Origin of the sequence: Bradyrhizobium sp. AS23.2 (assembly GCF_001908185.1) — a bacterium.
Taxonomy (GTDB): Bacteria; Pseudomonadota; Alphaproteobacteria; order Rhizobiales; family Xanthobacteraceae; genus Bradyrhizobium.
In genome coordinates this window covers 19,823-35,700 of the sequence record NZ_LGHM01000007.1, presented here as the reverse complement: position 1 = coordinate 35,700, position 15,878 = coordinate 19,823, and the positions used below count along the sequence as shown (strand labels likewise).

13 protein-coding genes and 1 pseudogene are annotated in these 15,878 nt (G+C 63.0%); 8 read left to right on the top strand and 6 right to left on the bottom strand.

What is annotated here, in order from left to right:
• Positions 1 to 92 precede the first annotated feature (92 nt).
• Positions 93 to 1,585 (bottom strand): annotated as a pseudogene (locus AC630_RS01275) (caspase family protein).
• A gap of 416 nt (positions 1,586 to 2,001) precedes the next feature.
• Between AC630_RS01275 and AC630_RS01270 the strand changes: the two are divergent.
• From AC630_RS01270 to AC630_RS01250, 5 genes are all read left to right on the top strand, one after another.
• Entirely contained in the window at positions 2,002 to 3,033 is a 1,032-nt protein-coding gene (locus AC630_RS01270; protein WP_074116693.1) for a TRAP transporter substrate-binding protein, read from the top strand.
• Between the two features lie 7 nt (positions 3,034 to 3,040).
• Positions 3,041 to 4,894: a TRAP transporter large permease gene (locus AC630_RS01265; RefSeq protein WP_074116692.1), complete on the top strand. Its 1,854-nt coding sequence runs from the start codon at positions 3,041 to 3,043 to the stop codon at positions 4,892 to 4,894.
• 12 nt (positions 4,895 to 4,906) lie between these two features.
• Complete coding sequence (locus AC630_RS01260; RefSeq protein WP_074116691.1) at positions 4,907 to 5,884, top strand: hydroxyacid dehydrogenase; 978 nt, start codon at positions 4,907 to 4,909, stop codon at positions 5,882 to 5,884.
• Between the two features lie 272 nt (positions 5,885 to 6,156).
• Entirely contained in the window at positions 6,157 to 8,547 is a 2,391-nt protein-coding gene (locus AC630_RS01255) for a bifunctional diguanylate cyclase/phosphodiesterase (RefSeq protein WP_074116716.1), read from the top strand.
• A gap of 88 nt (positions 8,548 to 8,635) precedes the next feature.
• Positions 8,636 to 9,934: an MFS transporter gene (locus AC630_RS01250; RefSeq protein WP_074116690.1), complete on the top strand. Its 1,299-nt coding sequence runs from the start codon at positions 8,636 to 8,638 to the stop codon at positions 9,932 to 9,934.
• A gap of 127 nt (positions 9,935 to 10,061) precedes the next feature.
• Here AC630_RS01250 and AC630_RS01245 read toward each other — a convergent pair whose 3' ends face one another.
• Both AC630_RS01245 and AC630_RS01240 read right to left on the bottom strand, forming a co-directional pair.
• Entirely contained in the window at positions 10,062 to 10,955 is an 894-nt protein-coding gene (locus tag AC630_RS01245; RefSeq protein WP_074116689.1) for a slipin family protein, read from the bottom strand.
• A 5-nt stretch (positions 10,956 to 10,960) separates the two neighbouring features.
• Positions 10,961 to 11,350 carry a GntR family transcriptional regulator gene (locus AC630_RS01240; protein WP_074116688.1) on the bottom strand — a complete coding sequence of 130 codons (390 nt, stop codon included), beginning with the start codon at positions 11,348 to 11,350 and terminating at the stop codon, positions 10,961 to 10,963.
• A gap of 122 nt (positions 11,351 to 11,472) precedes the next feature.
• On the opposite strand from AC630_RS01240, the gene AC630_RS01235 reads away from it, so the two are divergent.
• Entirely contained in the window at positions 11,473 to 11,718 is a 246-nt protein-coding gene (locus AC630_RS01235; protein ID WP_074116687.1) for a DUF1127 domain-containing protein, read from the top strand.
• Between the two features lie 764 nt (positions 11,719 to 12,482).
• Here AC630_RS01235 and AC630_RS01225 read toward each other — a convergent pair.
• On the bottom strand, positions 12,483 to 12,662 hold the full coding sequence (locus tag AC630_RS01225; RefSeq protein WP_074116685.1) for a hypothetical protein: 180 nt from the start codon (positions 12,660 to 12,662) through the stop codon (positions 12,483 to 12,485).
• Positions 12,663 to 12,942: 280 nt separating this feature from the next.
• Here AC630_RS01225 and AC630_RS01220 point away from each other — a divergent pair, with 280 nt between their 5' ends.
• Together AC630_RS01220 and AC630_RS01215 are read left to right on the top strand one after the other, a co-directional pair.
• Positions 12,943 to 13,206 carry a GlsB/YeaQ/YmgE family stress response membrane protein gene (locus AC630_RS01220; RefSeq protein ID WP_074116715.1) on the top strand — a complete coding sequence of 88 codons (264 nt, stop codon included), beginning with the start codon at positions 12,943 to 12,945 and terminating at the stop codon, positions 13,204 to 13,206.
• A 118-nt stretch (positions 13,207 to 13,324) separates the two neighbouring features.
• The gene (locus AC630_RS01215; protein WP_074116684.1) at positions 13,325 to 14,539 is read left to right on the top strand and encodes an ABC transporter substrate-binding protein; all 1,215 of its coding nucleotides are present in this window, start codon (positions 13,325 to 13,327) and stop codon (positions 14,537 to 14,539) included.
• A 90-nt stretch (positions 14,540 to 14,629) separates the two neighbouring features.
• On the opposite strand, the gene AC630_RS01210 is transcribed toward AC630_RS01215, so the two are convergent.
• Both AC630_RS01210 and AC630_RS01205 read right to left on the bottom strand, forming a co-directional pair.
• Positions 14,630 to 15,358, bottom strand: a complete 729-nt coding sequence (locus AC630_RS01210; RefSeq protein ID WP_074116683.1) for a sulfite exporter TauE/SafE family protein — start codon at positions 15,356 to 15,358, stop codon at positions 14,630 to 14,632.
• A 47-nt stretch (positions 15,359 to 15,405) separates the two neighbouring features.
• Entirely contained in the window at positions 15,406 to 15,726 is a 321-nt protein-coding gene (locus AC630_RS01205) for a hypothetical protein (RefSeq protein ID WP_074116682.1), read from the bottom strand.
• Positions 15,727 to 15,878 lie beyond the last annotated feature (152 nt).

Below are 15,878 nucleotides of genomic sequence, written 5' to 3'. Positions count from 1 at the left end.
CCGCTACGCTGCGTCCGGGGCACGAACACCATCAACAAGAACGTCCGCAGGCCGAGGCCTGCGGACGTCCCTTCGCTTCGCGACTCTGGGTCTCAGTATCTGCTGCGATAGCCGTCGCCGCCGCGTCCCATGTCTCCGCCACGGCCTCCGCCCCATACCCATGCCAAGACCAATCCCTAGACCGATGCCTTGCATGATGGCGGCGGGAGGCGGGCCGGGGGGGCGGGGCGCGCTCGACGACCACTTCGTCAGGCGGCGGCCGGCGCGGCTTCGTCGGCGTCTCGACGACCTTGCGCTTCCGCGGCGGGGTGTCGTCGACGCGCTTCTTGATGACGGGTGCCACCGCGGGGTTCACCGGCGTTGCCGGTGTCGACGGCGCCGAGCACGGACAGGTCGGCGCCATCGCGACGGCGACCGGAGCAGGGGCCGCAGCGGCTGCGACCGGCAAGCCATAATCGCGGTTCTGCACGCGGAGCAGCAGCCTGCGCGCCGTCGCGGCGAGATCGCTGTTGTCCCAGTTGGCGAGATACGCCTCGAACGAAGCGCGGGTGTTGATCGAGACCGCGCGCTCCCAGGCCAGCATCTGGCGCCGGCGCTCCAGGATCGTGCGCAGGCGCGGCGTAAAGGAGGCCTGCGCGAACAGCTCGACGTAAGCCTGATACGCCGGCACGGTGTCGTCGGCGATCACGAGCTCATAGGCGGCCTTCGGATCCTTGCCTTGCAGATCCCTGCGCCAGTCCTCGACGCTGCGCGTGCCGCTTGCGAGTGCCATGGAGGATGCGCCCGGAATGGAGGATGGCTGGCTGCCGTCGCCGAAGAACCTGAAGTCGGTCGTCAGCGAGGAGCTTTCCCAGGGGATCTGCCGTCCGTCGGTCGACTGCGCCACGGCAATGCGGATGCGCTTGAACACTTCCTCGATCGGCAGGTTCGGCTCCTTGGCGACGGTGAGCGCCGCCGTCGTGTAGGGGCTGTCGGCGCCGTTGCCGTCCTCGGCCTCCGCGCCGGGTGAGGTCGAATAGGAGATGAACGATCCGGGTGCGCCGGCCTTGGTGTCGACGATCGCGAGCCCATGGCCGGCGCCGCTGAGCGCCGGGAACGGATTGTTGCGGCAGGCATCGAGCATGAAGATGCGCGCCCGCGTCGGCAGCGCGCCGACCGTGTTGAGGAGGTCGTTCAGCCGCACGCCCTGCAGCGGAATGTCGGCCTCGCGTTTCGGATCGAGATCGACCGGCACCAGATAATTCTCGCCGTCGATCTGCAGGCCGTGGCCGGCATAAAACACCAGCGCGACGGTGTCGGCGCCGCTGGCGCTGACCTTGCCGGCGAAATCCGAGATCGCCTGGCGCATGTCGTTCTGCGCGAGATTGTCCGCCGTGGTGACGCTGAAGCCGGCATTGCCGAGCAGCTCGGTCATGCCCCTGGCGTCGTTGGCGGCGTTGGGCAGCTCCGGCACGGTGCGATAGGCGGATTGGCCGATCACGAGCGCGAGCCGGGCTTCGGCAGCCGCGTCCGTCGGCGTCATCAGTTGTGTGAGAGCAAGAAGGCCGGATGCAAGAAGCAAATTGCAAGAGACTGGACGGCGCATGGTGTCACCTCCATCGGCAATGCATGCGATGATGTCAGCTTTTCTAGGTCGCCGCTACGCATCTGTCTGTGCACTGGATCACGCTGCGAGCTGCGGCAAAATGGGGCAGGGGGTCTGCCGGAGCCGGCGGCGCATCGTTCTGCCGCCATCCATGTGAATTGCGCATTGATCCATGCGCCAATTGGATCGATGCTTGCTGATGCGTGGAAGCGTCCTCTCGCACATAAGGCCGCAAGCCGATCCTCATCGAAAATTCCAGGAAAATCATGGCTGCCACGTACGGCGTCCATGCCATCGCCATTCGCCGCGCGCCGCTTCGTGACAGCTGGCCGCAACCCTTGCCTGCCCTGTCGCTTTGGCCATACAGTCCGCGCAACAGTTCGCGACAACAAACAAAAACGCCTGGGGAGAGATTCATGACCATCGTGCCTGTGAACCGTCGCACGTTCATCAAATCGTCGACGGCGGTGACCGCCGGCCTCGTGCTCTCTCCCGCGATCATCGGCCGTGCTGAAGCGGCGACGACGAAGCTGAAATGCTCCTCCTCGCTGCCGAACGATCCTAAATTCGCCAACGGCCGCGTCTACTACGACAACCTCGTCAAGAACCTGAAAGCGAATGGGCTCGGCGAGCAGGTCGAGGTCGCCTTCTTCCCCGACAACCAGCTCGGCCAGGAGATCGACGTCATCAACTCGGTCAAGCTCGGCGTCATCGATCTCATGGTATCGGGCTCGTCGATCTCGGCCAATCTGGTACCGCTGGTCGGTACCTACGACCTCGGTTTTCTCTTCTCGAGTTTCCCGCAGCAGACCAAGGCGTTCGACGCCGGCGCGGCCAAGCCGATCGAGGACGCGCTGCTCAAGGGCAGCAACATCCGCATTATCGCCTGGGCCTATAATTTCGGCTCGCGCAGCGTACTTGCGAAGAAGCCGGTGAAGACGCCGGAGGATCTCGCCGGCCTCAAGATCCGCACCCTGCCAAATCCCGTCATCACGGAATGCTTGCGGTTGATGGGAGCGGCTGCGACGCCGCTTGCGTTCGGCGAAATCTACACAGCGTTGCAGGCCGGCGTGCTGGATGGGCTGGAGCACGATCCGCCGACGATCCTTGCCAGCAAGTTCTTCGAAACGGCAAAATACTATGCGCTGACGCAGCACAATTTCTCGCCGCTCGCGATCTACTTCAGCGACATGACCTATAACCGCATGGATCCGAAGCTGCGCGAGGGCTTTCTCGATGCCGCGAAGAAGGCCGCGGCGGACACGCGGGCCCATGGGCTTGCGGTCGAGAAGGAGGCGCTGTCGGCTTTGACCGAGAAGGGCGTGACGGTGGCCGAATGCGACCGCGAGGCGTTCAAGAAGCGCGTGGCGCCGCAGACCGAGAACTTCATCAAGGCACGGCCGGAATCTAAGGCCGTAATCGACATCATCCGCGCGACTCAAGCCTGAGGTACCGATGACAGGCGCCGCGTCCCTCTCGGGCGGCCGCCACGGAAGCACTACGCTACTGCTTCGCTGCAGCGACGCGATCGCGGCCATCCTGCTGGCCGCGGATCTCGTGGTGGTGTGCGCTTCCGTGCTGCTGCGTTTTTTCTTCAACGCTCCGGTGGAATGGTCGGACGACGTCGCGCGCGGCCTGATGGTCGGCTCGGCCTTCTTCGGTGCGGCGAGCGCGCTCGCGCGCGGCGAGAATGTCGGCGTGTCCTTCTTCCGCGACCTGTTGCCGGTGCGGCTGCGCACGCTGGTCGATGCCGCCAGCGCGCTCCTGATCGTGCTGATCTCCGGCTATGTTGCCTACAATGCCATCAAGCTCGGCTCGCTGACATCAGGCCAGACCACTGGATCGGGCCTGCCGCTGGAGCTGACCTTCTACCCGATGGGCATCGGCGCGCTGTTCATGACGGTGTTCGCGATCGACCATCTCTGCGCAAGGCCGCTTCCTGATATCGTCAGGGGTCTCGTCGCGATCGTGATCGTCACCGGCCTCTATCTTGCCTGGGACTATCTGTCGCCGTCCTCTGCGCCGTCTGCGGGCACGCTGATGCTGATCGGCTTCTTCGCAACGCTGTTCGGCGGATTGCCGATCGGCTTCGCGCTGGCGCTGGCCGCGCTGATCTTCATCTGGGTCGAGGGCGCGCTGCCCGGCGTCATCTTCGCGCAGCAAATGGCGCGCGGCATCGACAATTTCGTGCTGCTCGCGATCCCCTTCTTCATCCTCGTCGGCTACCTCATGGAAGCCAACGGCATGTCGGTGCGGTTGATCGAGCTGTTGCAGCGCGCCGTGGGGCGCATGCGCGGCGGCCTGAACGTCGTGATGGTGGCCTCGATGGTGCTGTTCTCCGGCATCTCGGGCTCGAAGATGGCCGATGTCGCCGCGGTTGGCTCCGTGTTGATCCCGGCGGCGCGCCGCTCGAAGCAGAACCCGGGCGGCGCGGTGGCGCTGCTCGCGGCGTCCGCGGTGATGGCGGAAACCATTCCGCCCTGCATCAACCTGATCATCCTCGGTTTCGTGGCGAACCTGTCGATCGGCGGCCTGTTTGTCGCCGGCCTGCTGCCGGCGGCGCTGATGGCGGCGGTCCTGATCGCCGTCTCCATCATCTTCGGCAAGCGCCCGGCTGATGCCGAGGACGTCGAGCCGCAGATGCCGGTGTCGGGCTTGTGGAGCGGGGCGATCGCCTCGTTCGGCCTGATCTTCATGATCTTCTTCGGCTTCAAGAGCGGCTTTGCCACCGCGACCGAGATCTCGGCCTTCGCCGTGGCCTATGCGCTCGTGGTCGGCAGCGTGGTGTTCCGCGAGCTCAGCTTCAGATCGGCCGCGCACAGCTTTATCCAGGCGGCAACGCGCGCGGGGCTCGTGCTGTTCATCGTCGCCGCCGCGCAGTCGCTGGCGTTCACGCTGACCTTGCAGCAGATACCGCATGCCGTCGGCGATTTCATGCTCGGATTGTCCAAGACCAGCGGCGTCTGGCTGTTCGTCCTGCTCGCGATCGCCGTGCTGATCGTGATGGGCTCGGTGCTCGAGGGCGCGGCCGCGCTGATCATCTTCGGGCCGCTGCTGCTGCCGGTGGCGGTGCAGCTCGGTGTCGATCCCCTGCATTTCGGCGTGGTGCTGGTCATCGCGATGGGCATCGGCCTGTTCGCGCCGCCGCTCGGGCTCGGACTCTACGGCGCCTGCCTGATCGGCAACGTGCCGATCGAGCAGACGGTGAAGCCGATCATGGGTTATCTTGGCCTCTTGTTCCTCTGCCTGCTCGTCATCGCCTTCGTGCCGTGGCTCTCGACGGCGCTGCCGCGCGCGTTCGGCTATTGAAGGAGTGCTGCCGTGAAGGTCCTGCTCGCTCACACCCCGGAGATGCGCCGGAACTACTACGGTGATCGCAGCCTGGACGGTCTGCGCGCGGCCGCCGAGGTGATCCTGCACGAGGGCGATCAGCCGCTCGACGCGGCGGGCCTCGTGCAGGCGGCGCAGGATGCGGACATCATCGTCGCCGATCGCATGACCGAGGGACGCGACGAGATCTTTGCGCAACTGCCGCGCCTGCGCGCCTTCGTCCGCTGCGCCGTCGACATCCGCAACGTCAATGTCGATGCGGCCTCGAGCGCCGGCGTGCTCGTGACCCGCGCCGGTCCCGGCTTCGTGCAGGCCGTCGCCGAACTCGCGCTCGGCTTCATGGTCGATCTCTCCCGCGGCGTATCGCGGACGACGGCGGACTACCAGGCCGGCCGCAAGCCCGAAGCGCGGATGGGCCGCCAGCTCGCCGGCAGCCGGATCGGCATCATCGGCTATGGCAGCATCGGGCGTTATCTCGCCGAGGTCGCCAAGGTGCTGCGCATGGAGGTGCTGGTCTCCGATCCCTTCGCGACCGTCGGCGATGCCGGCATCAGGCAGGTCAGTCTCGACGAGCTTCTCGCCGCATCGGACTATGTCGTCTGCCTTGCGGTGGCCAACGAGCAGACCGAGAACCTGATCGGCGAGGCGGCGCTGGCGCGGATGCAGAGGCATGCCGTCTTCATCAATCTCTCGCGCGGCAATCTCGTCGACGAGGCGGCGCTCGCCAAGGCGCTGATCGAGAATCGCATCGCCGGCGCTGCCATGGATGTCGGCCGCGCACCGGACCAGATGCCGACGCCGGAGCTGGCGAAGCTTCCCAACGTCGTGGCGACGCCGCATGTCGGCGGGCTGACGCCGCAGGCGATCGAATATCAGTCGCTGGAAACCGTGCGGCAGGTGGAAGCGATCGTCAAAGGCGAGGTCCCCCACGGCGCCGTCAATGCCGAGCGCTGGACACGGCGGCCCTGAAGCCGGTCGACAGCTCTGAACGTCCCGTCCCTCCGGAGGTCCGTAAAACTCCTGGGAGAAACCTGCAACCTATTGCCGGAGTGCCGCAATTTGCGGGTCAATCGTTAACTACGCCGCGTAATGCGGAATAACCCGGTTCCGAAATTGTGCAGTTCTTAACCCCGTTCCTTGTCCGATAGAAGTTACGGCGGCTCAACCAGAAGTTCGGGGCGCCGGGGCGAGGGGACGTGCAGATCAAGATGGGCGATCGCGATCAAAACGATCGGAAGCGCATGGCCGGATGGTGGCGTGCCTCGCCGCTGCTTGGGCTCTATCGTCCTGCGCTCGTCGCGGCCGGCGTCGGGCTTCTGTTCTCGCTCGTGGGCGCGGCCGCTGTTGCGCGATGGGAAGACCGCGTCAACAGGATCGAATTCGAGAACGCGGCCGAAACCGAAGCGATCGTCATGCAGAACGGCATGAGCGAGTACATCAGCAGGCTGGTTGCGCTGCGCACGCTGTTCGAATCGACCAACGAGGCAATCACCCGCAGCGAATTCGAGACCTTCAGCGCCCGGCTGTTCGAGCGCCATCCCGGCATGCTGCGCATCGCCTGGCTGCCGCGGGTGAACCGCGAGGAGCGCGCCAAATACGAGGCCGCGGCGATCACGGACGGCGTGTCCGGCTATCGCGTCAAGTCGCTCATGGGCGATGCCTTCGCGGTCGCGCCGCAGAGCGACGAGTATTATCCGGTGTTCTACTCGACCCAGCCGAAGACGTCGCCGGTTTACGGTATGGACTACGCGAGCGTTCCGGAACGCCGCACGGTCCTGGAGCGCGCGCGCGACAACGACCGCGTCGCTTCCCTCCGCATGCACCTCTACGAACCCAAGGAAGGCAGCCGGCTGCCCGACGTCCTCGTTGCCCTTCCTGTCTACGCCAAGGGGACGTCGCGCGACACGGTCGCGGACCGGCGTCGCAATCTCGCCGGCTTCGTCGTCGGCGTCTTCGACCTTCCGCTGCTGATCCAGTCCATTCGCGTGACGACCGGAGCAAGTCCTGCGGTCAGTGTGAACGTCTATCCGCCTTTCACGGGGCAGATCGTCAGCCTGGCGGAAGCCCTGCCGGATTATTCGTCGGCGGCTACGGCGCCGCAGTCGATGCGGGACGTCGCGCGGGCGCTGCACTGGTCGGGCAGTCTCAAGATCGGCGACACCGACTGGCAGGTGCGCGCCATGCCGACCGCCGGCGGTTCGCTGGAGACCGCCTACGATCGCTCCGCCGCTGTCCTCATCGTCGGCATGCTGCTGACCCTGTCGCTTGCAACCTATCTCATGCTCGCCAGCCGCAGTTCGCGGCGCTTGTCACTGGCGAACCGCCGGGTGCTCGAGCTCGCCCAGACCGATATCCTGACCGGGCTGCCGAACCGCGCCTTCTTCCTCGCGCGGCTCGACGAGATGAACAAAGCGCTGAAGGCGAGCGGTTCGACGTTCTCGATTCTGATACTCGATCTCGACCGCTTCAAGAACGTCAACGACTCCCTCGGCCACGGCGCCGGCGATGTGCTGCTGCGCCAGGTGGCGCAGCGGCTGAAATCGGCGCTGCGCGCCACCGACGTGCTGGCGCGGCTCGGCGGCGACGAGTTCGCCATCATCCTTGAGGGCTGCGAGGATCAGCGGGCCTGCGCAACCGAACTGGCCGGACGCATCGCCAGGCTCGTGGCCGAACCGTTTCTGCTGCCCGGACATCGCGTCGAAATCGGCACCAGCATCGGCATCGCGATCGCACCGGATCACGGCAGCGACCAGGAGCAGTTGCTGAGGAAGGCCGACCTTGCGCTCTATCGCTCGAAATCGGCGGGCCGCGACTGCTTCACCGTCTACGATGAGGCGATGTCGGCCGAGCTCGAGGCGCGCAGCACGCTGGAAGGCGATCTGCGCGACGCCATCGCGCGGTGCCAGCTCGAAGTGCACTATCAGCCGTTCGTCGATGCCAACAGCGGCGCGCGGCGCGGTTTCGAGGCACTGGTGCGCTGGAGGCATCCGACGCGCGGATTGATTCCGCCGGACCAGTTCATTCCGCTCGCGGAGGAGACCGGGCTGATCGTGCCGCTCGGCGAATTCGTGCTGCGGCGCGCCTGCGCGGATGCGGCGACCTGGCCTTCCGATCTGATGGTCGCCGTGAACCTGTCGCCGATCCAGTTCAAGGAAGCCGAGCTGTTCGGGATGATCTGCGCGGCGCTCGCGGATTCCGGCCTGCCGCCGCAGCGGCTGGAGATCGAGATCACGGAATCCGTTCTGCTGGAACGCGGGGTCGAGAACCACGCCTTCATGGAGCGGCTCAAGAGCGTCGGCATCGAGCTCGCGCTCGACGATTTCGGCACCGGCTACTCGTCGCTCAGCTATCTGACCGCGTTCCCGTTCGACAAGATCAAGATCGACAAGTGCTTCATCCGCAACCTCACGCATCAGCCGCGCAGCTCTGCCATCATCGCCGCGATCGTCACGCTGGCGCGCGGGCTGGACATGTCGGTCACCGCCGAAGGGGTCGAGACGTTCGAGGAGTTCGAGGCGTTGAAGGCGCTCGGCGTCAATTTTGCGCAGGGTTATCTGTTCGGGCGTCCGCAGCTGGTCGCCCGGATCGAATTTGATGCTCCGGTCCAACCTTCGCAGCTCGACGCCGCCTGAGCACGCCCGAGGGGCATGCGTGAAAATCGCTTGACCCAGGCATCCCCGGATGGTCGGTAGGACCGTCCAGGGATGAAATAGGCACAACATGCGGCTTCCGTTCTTTTACGGCTGGGTCGTGGTCGCCGTGACTTTTGTCACCATGGCCATCGGCGTCAACGCGCGCACCGCCTTCTCGCTGTTCTTTCCGCCGATCATCTCTGAATTCGGCTGGGAGCGCGGCATCACCGCGGGCGCCTTCTCCTTCGGCTTCGTGGTGTCGGGTTTCGTCAGCCCGCTGATCGGTCGCCTGATGGACCGCGCAGGTCCCCGCGCGGTGATGGAGCTCGGCGTCGTGCTGATGGGCGGCGGGCTGCTGCTCGCCCCGCTCACCAGCCAACCCTGGCATCTCTACGTGACCATCGGCGTCATGGTCGGCGCCGGCTCGGTGTGCCTCGGCTACTCCGGCCAGTCGCTGTACCTGCCAAACTGGTTCATCCGCAAGCGCGGCTTTGCCATCGGCATCGCCTTTGCCGGCGTCGGCATCGGCTCGGTGACGCTGCTGCCATGGGTGCAGCACCTGATCGAGCAGACCAGCTGGCGCACCGCCTGCACCGCGATGGGTCTGCTCGTCCTGATCGTGCTGGCGCCGATCAACTTGTTCCTGCGCAAGCGCCCCGAGGATATCGGCCTGCAGCCGGATGGCGATGGCGCCCGGGCCGCGGGTGCGGCACGACCTGTCTCCAACATCGTCGATCCCGTCTGGGTCGGCATCGACTGGACGCTGAGGCGGGCGATTGCAACCGCGCGCTTCTGGTGGATCGCGGTCGGCTATTTCTGCGGCCTGTACATCTGGTACGCGGTGCAGGTGCATCAAACGAAATTCCTGCTCGACATCGGCTTCAGCCCGAGCGTTGCGGTGTGGGCGCTCGGTATCGTCAGCCTGCTCGGCATTCCCGGCCAGATATGGCTCGGTCATGTCTCGGACCGGATCGGGCGGGAGTGGGTCTGGGCGATCAGTTGCGCCGGCTTTGCGATCTGCTTTGCGGCGTTGATGGCGCTGAAGTTCCAGCCCTCGCTGTGGCTGGTCTACGTGATGGTGTTCACGCAGGGCGCGCTCGGCTACGGCCTCACCTCGATCATGGGCGCGGTCGTCTTCGAGATTTTCCAGGGCAGGCACCAGGGCAGCATCTTCGGCACGATCATGCTGGCGGCGCTGGCCGGCGGCGCGGCTGGTCCCTGGGTAACCGGCCTCCTCTACGATCGCGCCGGCGACTACACGCTCGCCTTCGGCATCGCGATCGTCATGAGCGGCTTGTCGGCACTCTCGATCTGGCGGGCCGCCCCACGCAAGGTGCGGGCCGTGGCCGGCCGGTTGCACAAGCTGCAGGCGGAAACTGCGGAGTAGGCGTGTACCCATCAATCCGGGATGTCTGCTTTCGAGCGTAAGGCGGCACACGGCGACGCCCCCGGAATGTCACTTATGGCCCGGAGCGGGCGATTCGTGGAGCGTTCACAGTTTCCGGTTTGTTGGATCAAGCCGGCAACGGGCGCGTGGCGGCAACAATGCCCATTGCCGCGCCGGGATTCATGGCATCAATCATCGTTGTCGGAATGAGAATTGTAGCACCACGCTCCTTGGTCGTTTCATAGATGATATTCATGGCGCGCAGCTGCAGAGCAGCCGGACTACGAGCGTAGATGTCGGCCGCCTCCACGAATTTTTGGGCGATCTCCTGTTCGGCCTGGCCAAGCAGCACACGCGCCAGTCTCTCGCGTTCGGCCTGCGCCTGTCGGCTCATCGCGTCTTGCAATCCAGGCGGCACGCCGATGTCCTTGATTTCAACCGAGATCACAGCCACGCCCCACTCGGCTGTCTTGCGTCCAATTTCATCGCGCAAAAGCTGATCGCCCTGCTTGCGCTCGGACAACAACGTCGACAGCAGTGACGACCCAACCATTTCGCGAAGTGAGGTTTGTGCGACCTGAGTGATAGCCTGACGGTAGTTTGAAATCTCGAGCGCGGCGCGTTCGGGATCATGGATCTGCCAAAATACGATCGCGTCTATATTCACGGGCACGGTATCTTTGCTGAGCGCTTTTTCAGCATTGATTTCCGTGGTCTGAATGCGTTGATCGAGCCAGGAGGCCACCTCGTCGATAAACGGTACGATCACGAACAAGCCGGGGCCGCGAATTGCGGATAGCTTGCCCAAGCGAAGGACGACCGCTCGCTCCCACTGCCCCGCAACCAGGATGGCCTGCGGGATCAGGAATGCGACGATCGCCAGGCCACCGGCGACTGCATAGCCGCCGCGCGAACTTCCGTCGTAGGCGAGCCAGGCGACCAGAGCCGCAAATGCGAAAACTGTCGCGGCAAGTACCAGGGAGAGCCGGCTCCCGCCGTTTGCTTTGAAATAGTTGTGCATGGCGACTATTCCTCCTGTCTTGCGAGGGCCTTTATCCGATCGGCCAGGGCGACGGGATCGATGCCCGCCGCAACGGCCGTAGCGAGAGTCTGTTTTGCCAGACTGTCAATCTGCTTCGCTTGCTCGCGAACACTGATTGCGGGCGGCGGCTGGGCGACAAAACTTCCTCGGCCGCGAACCAGGGTGATGGCGCCCATTCGTTCGAGCTCGTCGTAGGCGTGCCGGACCGTATTGAGGTCGATCTTCAGAGCAACTGCCACTTCGCGCATTGTTGGCATCTGGTCGCCGCGCGCCAGCACGCCCGCCCCGAGGTTGCGCAGAATCTGCTCCCGAAGCTGGATGTAGATGGGAACGCCCGAATTTTCGAGACGAAGCGATTCTAGTAGTGTATGCATTGACTAGTACACTACACATCAGGTATTATCTCGTCAACTTCTTTTCGTCCGCGCGCAAAGCCCGGACGCGCCGTGCCAATTCCGAAAAAGCGAAGCGAACGCTTTGTCAAGGAGGCGCTGCAATGACCACGACCTTCAGCACAACGACCTTTTTCCGGACGACCAGAACGAAGCGGCACCTCTTCAGCCACTTCGGAACATATCGTGGCGCGTTTCAAGAATGGCGCAAACGCGAGAGGCTGCGCGCGGACTTGTGCGCTCTGAATGACAGGGAGCTTCAGGACATCGGCATTACGCGCGGCGAGGTCGACTACGTTGCCTCGAACCGCTCTTACGACCCGCGAGGCGTCAGATCCACCGTTCGGTGACTGTCAGATATTCGGCATCCAAAGGAGCCGTCCATGTCAGCATGTCCTGAGAAAATACGGATGATCGCCGGCGATCAATCCGATCGGAGAGGTTCTCCGATGCGACTGAACGGGTGGACCATCGCTCGCGCGATCATTGTCGCGGTACTGTGCAACGCGTGCGCTCTCGCATGTATGAGCGAGGCCCGAGGTCAGTGTAGAGCGCGAGACGTCTTGCAAAATCGCCTGACGCACAAGGAGGCTTCCCAAGCCGGTCAGCCCCGAATTCCAATCGCGTCAGCCGTCGATGTCCCCGTGTGGAAGAAGATTGCAATAGGGACGTTTCCTTTCTCATCATCGGAATGGAGCCGATCAATACCTGGGAGGGCGAGCCAGTCATCCTGACCGTTGCCAATGGCGGCGCTGGACTCCTTCTCATTGGTCAAGACGGCCGAGCCGACGCCGCATATTCGTTGGATCCCGTTTTCTGTTCGTGCGGACAAATAAGGTCGAACCTGCGGAGACGTCAGTCGTGCATTACTGAGCGAGCATGACGGACTATCAATCCCTTGTGCCGGCGCCCATCAATGTTGTTTTCCCGCGAAACCATTCTCCAGGAGGGCCGGTGGCGACGCGGTGAAACGATCGGCACAGGTCGGCAACGACCGCTAGCGTGTCCCTCCGAAGGATCGCGACTCCACCCGCCGTGCCAAGGATCGGCCATGCGTTGCCGAGCGGCGGCCGCGCCATGCCGGGTCCGCCACCGCTGCAGGCTTCCATTCGTCTCAGTCGGTCTTGCGTTGGCGCCGCTCCAACCGCAGCCTTTGCGCCTTCGAGCGCGCGATCTCCTCCTTGAGCGCATCCATTTCCGCGTCGCGCCGCTCGTCCTTCGATTTCGGTGCAGCATCCGCATCGCGGAGCTTGTTGAGCGCCTTCTCCACGGAAAGCTTCGTGGTGTCAGCCATGCCGCCTTCTCCCTTGCATGAGACGTCGATGCGGACGCTGTTACTTCTTCACATCTGCCAGATTTCGGTTTGGCTGCCCCCAGGCCATTGATCTAGATCAACATCGCCCGGACGAGATCGTTCGGTTCATTCCCGAACTGGCCGGACGGGCGTTTTGACGCGCAGCGCCCAATTGCTGCGTCATCCACGATGAGTTTGGCCACTCGAAGCTTGATCCACCTCAATGGTCACGCGTTCTTTCAGTCGCTGATACGCAAATCAACCGAATGGAGCGATGAAAATGGGCATCCTTTGGACGATCATCATTGGATTTATTGTTGGAGTGATCGCGAAGTTCATCATGCCCGGCGACAAATCCGAGCCCAAGGGCTTCATTTTGACGGCAGTTTTGGGAATTGTCGGTGCATTCGTTGCGACGTATCTCGGCCAAGCCGTGGGATGGTATCGGTTCGGCGAGGGCGCAGGATTCATTGGGAGTATCGTCGGAGCGATCATCCTCCTCTTCCTGTATGGCATGATCGTGGGTCGCCAGGGGCGCGCCTGAAGCTGTCCGCCGGTCTCCGGATCGGAGGGCACGACTTAGAGGTCGACATCTCGAAAAGGCCAGATCATTATCCCGCCGGACGTCGCGGCAAACAGCGACGCTACAGGGAGAAACTAATATGCGTTGTTGCACTGCGGTGGCGGTCGTCGCCGCCCTCGGCATTATGTCAACTTCGGCGTCTCTGGCCGCCGACAAAAAGTACGATCCCGGCGCCAGCGATACCGAAATCAAGATCGGACAGACGATGCCCTATAGTGGCCCTGCGTCTGCGTATGGCACGCAGGGGAGGACTGAGGCCGCCTATTGGCGGATGATCAATAGCCAGGGCGGAATCAACGGCCGGAAAATTACGCTCCTGAGCATGGACGACGGCTACAGCCCGCCGAAGACGGTGGAGCAGACGCGCAAGCTCGTGGAGCAGGACGAGATCCTTGCCGACATCGGATCGCTGGGTACGCCGACGAACTCTTCCATTCAGAAATATCTGAACGGCAAGAGAATTCCTCACATACTGATCTCCACCGGCGCCTCGAAGTGGAACGATCCCAAGAATTTCCCCTGGACGACGCCTTTCTATCCGCCCTATGCGCAGGAAGCCAAGATCTACGGCAAGTATATCCTCAAGGAGCTCCCCAACGCGAAGATCGGCGTGATCTATCAGAACGACGATTTCGGCAAGGATTATCTGAAGGGCTTCAAGGAGGCACTCGGCGAAAAGGCCGATCTCATCGTGAAGGAGCTAAGTTATGAGGTGACCGATCCCACGATCGATTCCCAGATCGTCAATCTGAAGACAGCGGGTGCCGACGTCCTGATGACGATCACGACGCCGAAATTCGGGGCTCAGGCGATCCGCAAGGTAACCGATCTCGGCTGGAAGCCGACGCATTTCATCGTGTCTGTCGCCAGCTCGATCGGCGGCGTGCTTGAGCCTGCCGGACTGGAAGCTTCCACCGGCCTCATCACGGCCCTGGCGACCAAGGTCGTCGGCGATCCTGCATGGGATTCCGATCAAGGCGTGCAGGACTATCTGGCGTTCATGAAGCAGTGGTATCCCGAAGGAAATCCGATCGATGGCAGCAACCAGATCGGTTACACCTCTGCACAGTTCACAGCGATCATCCTGAAGAACTGCGGAGACGTGCTGACGCGCGAGAACGTGCTGAAGCAGGCCACGAACCTGGGCAAGGTATCGCTGCCGTTATTCCTTCCCGGAATCACGGTGTCGGTAACGCCAATGGACTATTCGACGTTCGACACGTTCAAGCTCGCGAAGTTCGACGGCAAGACCTGGAAGTTCTTCGGAGAGAACCTCAGCACTGCATCGCGCTGACGACAGGCGACAGGTGGCTCGCAGCCAGGGACGCAGCGATTTAGCTGCGTCCCGACGGATCGCTGTTTGCTGCGATACGTGCTGGCGTAACTAGAAGACCAGCATCAGTCCCGAAACCAGCAAGATGCCGAGAATAATTCGCCGGAACAGCGCGTCATTGACGCAGCGAAAAACAAAAATCCCGAGCGCCGCTCCTGCGAGGAGTGCCGGGAGGCTGGCTGCGAAGTCAACCAGGACCTTTGTCGACAGATCTCTTCGGATCAGCATAAGAACGAGTGCGAATATCTGCATGGCGGCGATGAAGGGTTGAACTATGCCGCGCTGCTCATTTTTTGGCACTCCGTGGATGTCACACCATATCGTCGGTATTGCACCCGGCATTGCCGTCAATCCGCCGACAAAGCCCCCGCCGAAGCCGATTAGTGCATTACGTCCCGCATTCATCTGCAGGCGCTGAGAAAGCACCGGCCGGAATAACGTGTAGGCCGCATAGCAGGCGACGGCGAGACCAAAGCTCTCTCTGAAGAACCGCGCATCTGCAGCTTGCAGCAACCACACGGCGATCGGAACGCCAAGCAGCCCACCGACGACCAGCACCGAGCTCTGCTTCCAGCAGATGCTTTTTCTCAACGCCCAAAGACTCGTGGCTTGAACGGTGATGCTGCAGGCCATCATCAGCGGGACCGCCTCCAGCGGTGGGAGAACGTGAAGGAGAATCGCGCCGGCCACCGCCGAAAAGGCAAAGCCCGCGAGGCCCGAGACGAAGGCACCGCAGAACACAGCGATACTGAGCAGGCAAAGCGACGCAATATCGCCCATGAACTAACCCTTTCGGTCGGTAAAATCCCGGCATAGCGACTTGGCGATTAGTCCCCGAACGACAGTGAGGGCGGCTCAGGCGCAGCTCCGGCATCGCTCTGGCGGGCGGAAGTCAGCATCGTGGCTGCAAGGATGTGGAGAATGACAAAGCAGATGGCGATCGTTGCCAGCAGCCTGGTCTCGCCCGGTGCCGAAATCCGGGGTAGGCGTTCGGACGACTTTTCACTGAGCGACATTGTCACGTCCTCCAATGTCTGACCGAGAGTCAAACTGGCGCCAGCTATTGTCGGTGAGGTGACGATACTGTCGAAGGGTGCGCTCTGCCTGCAGCCGTCGCGAATGGTGGAGCGCTTGAAGGAGGCGCCCATACCAGCCTTCTTTTCGAGAAGAGCTCTTGGAGGCGACAAATGAATTCGCTGAAAACAATGCATCGCTCCTGGTTGAAGCTCTGCCGTTAAACAATGGTACGGAGGATCGCGCGATCGACTGAAGCATCTTGTGAAGCAGCAACCCATAGAAC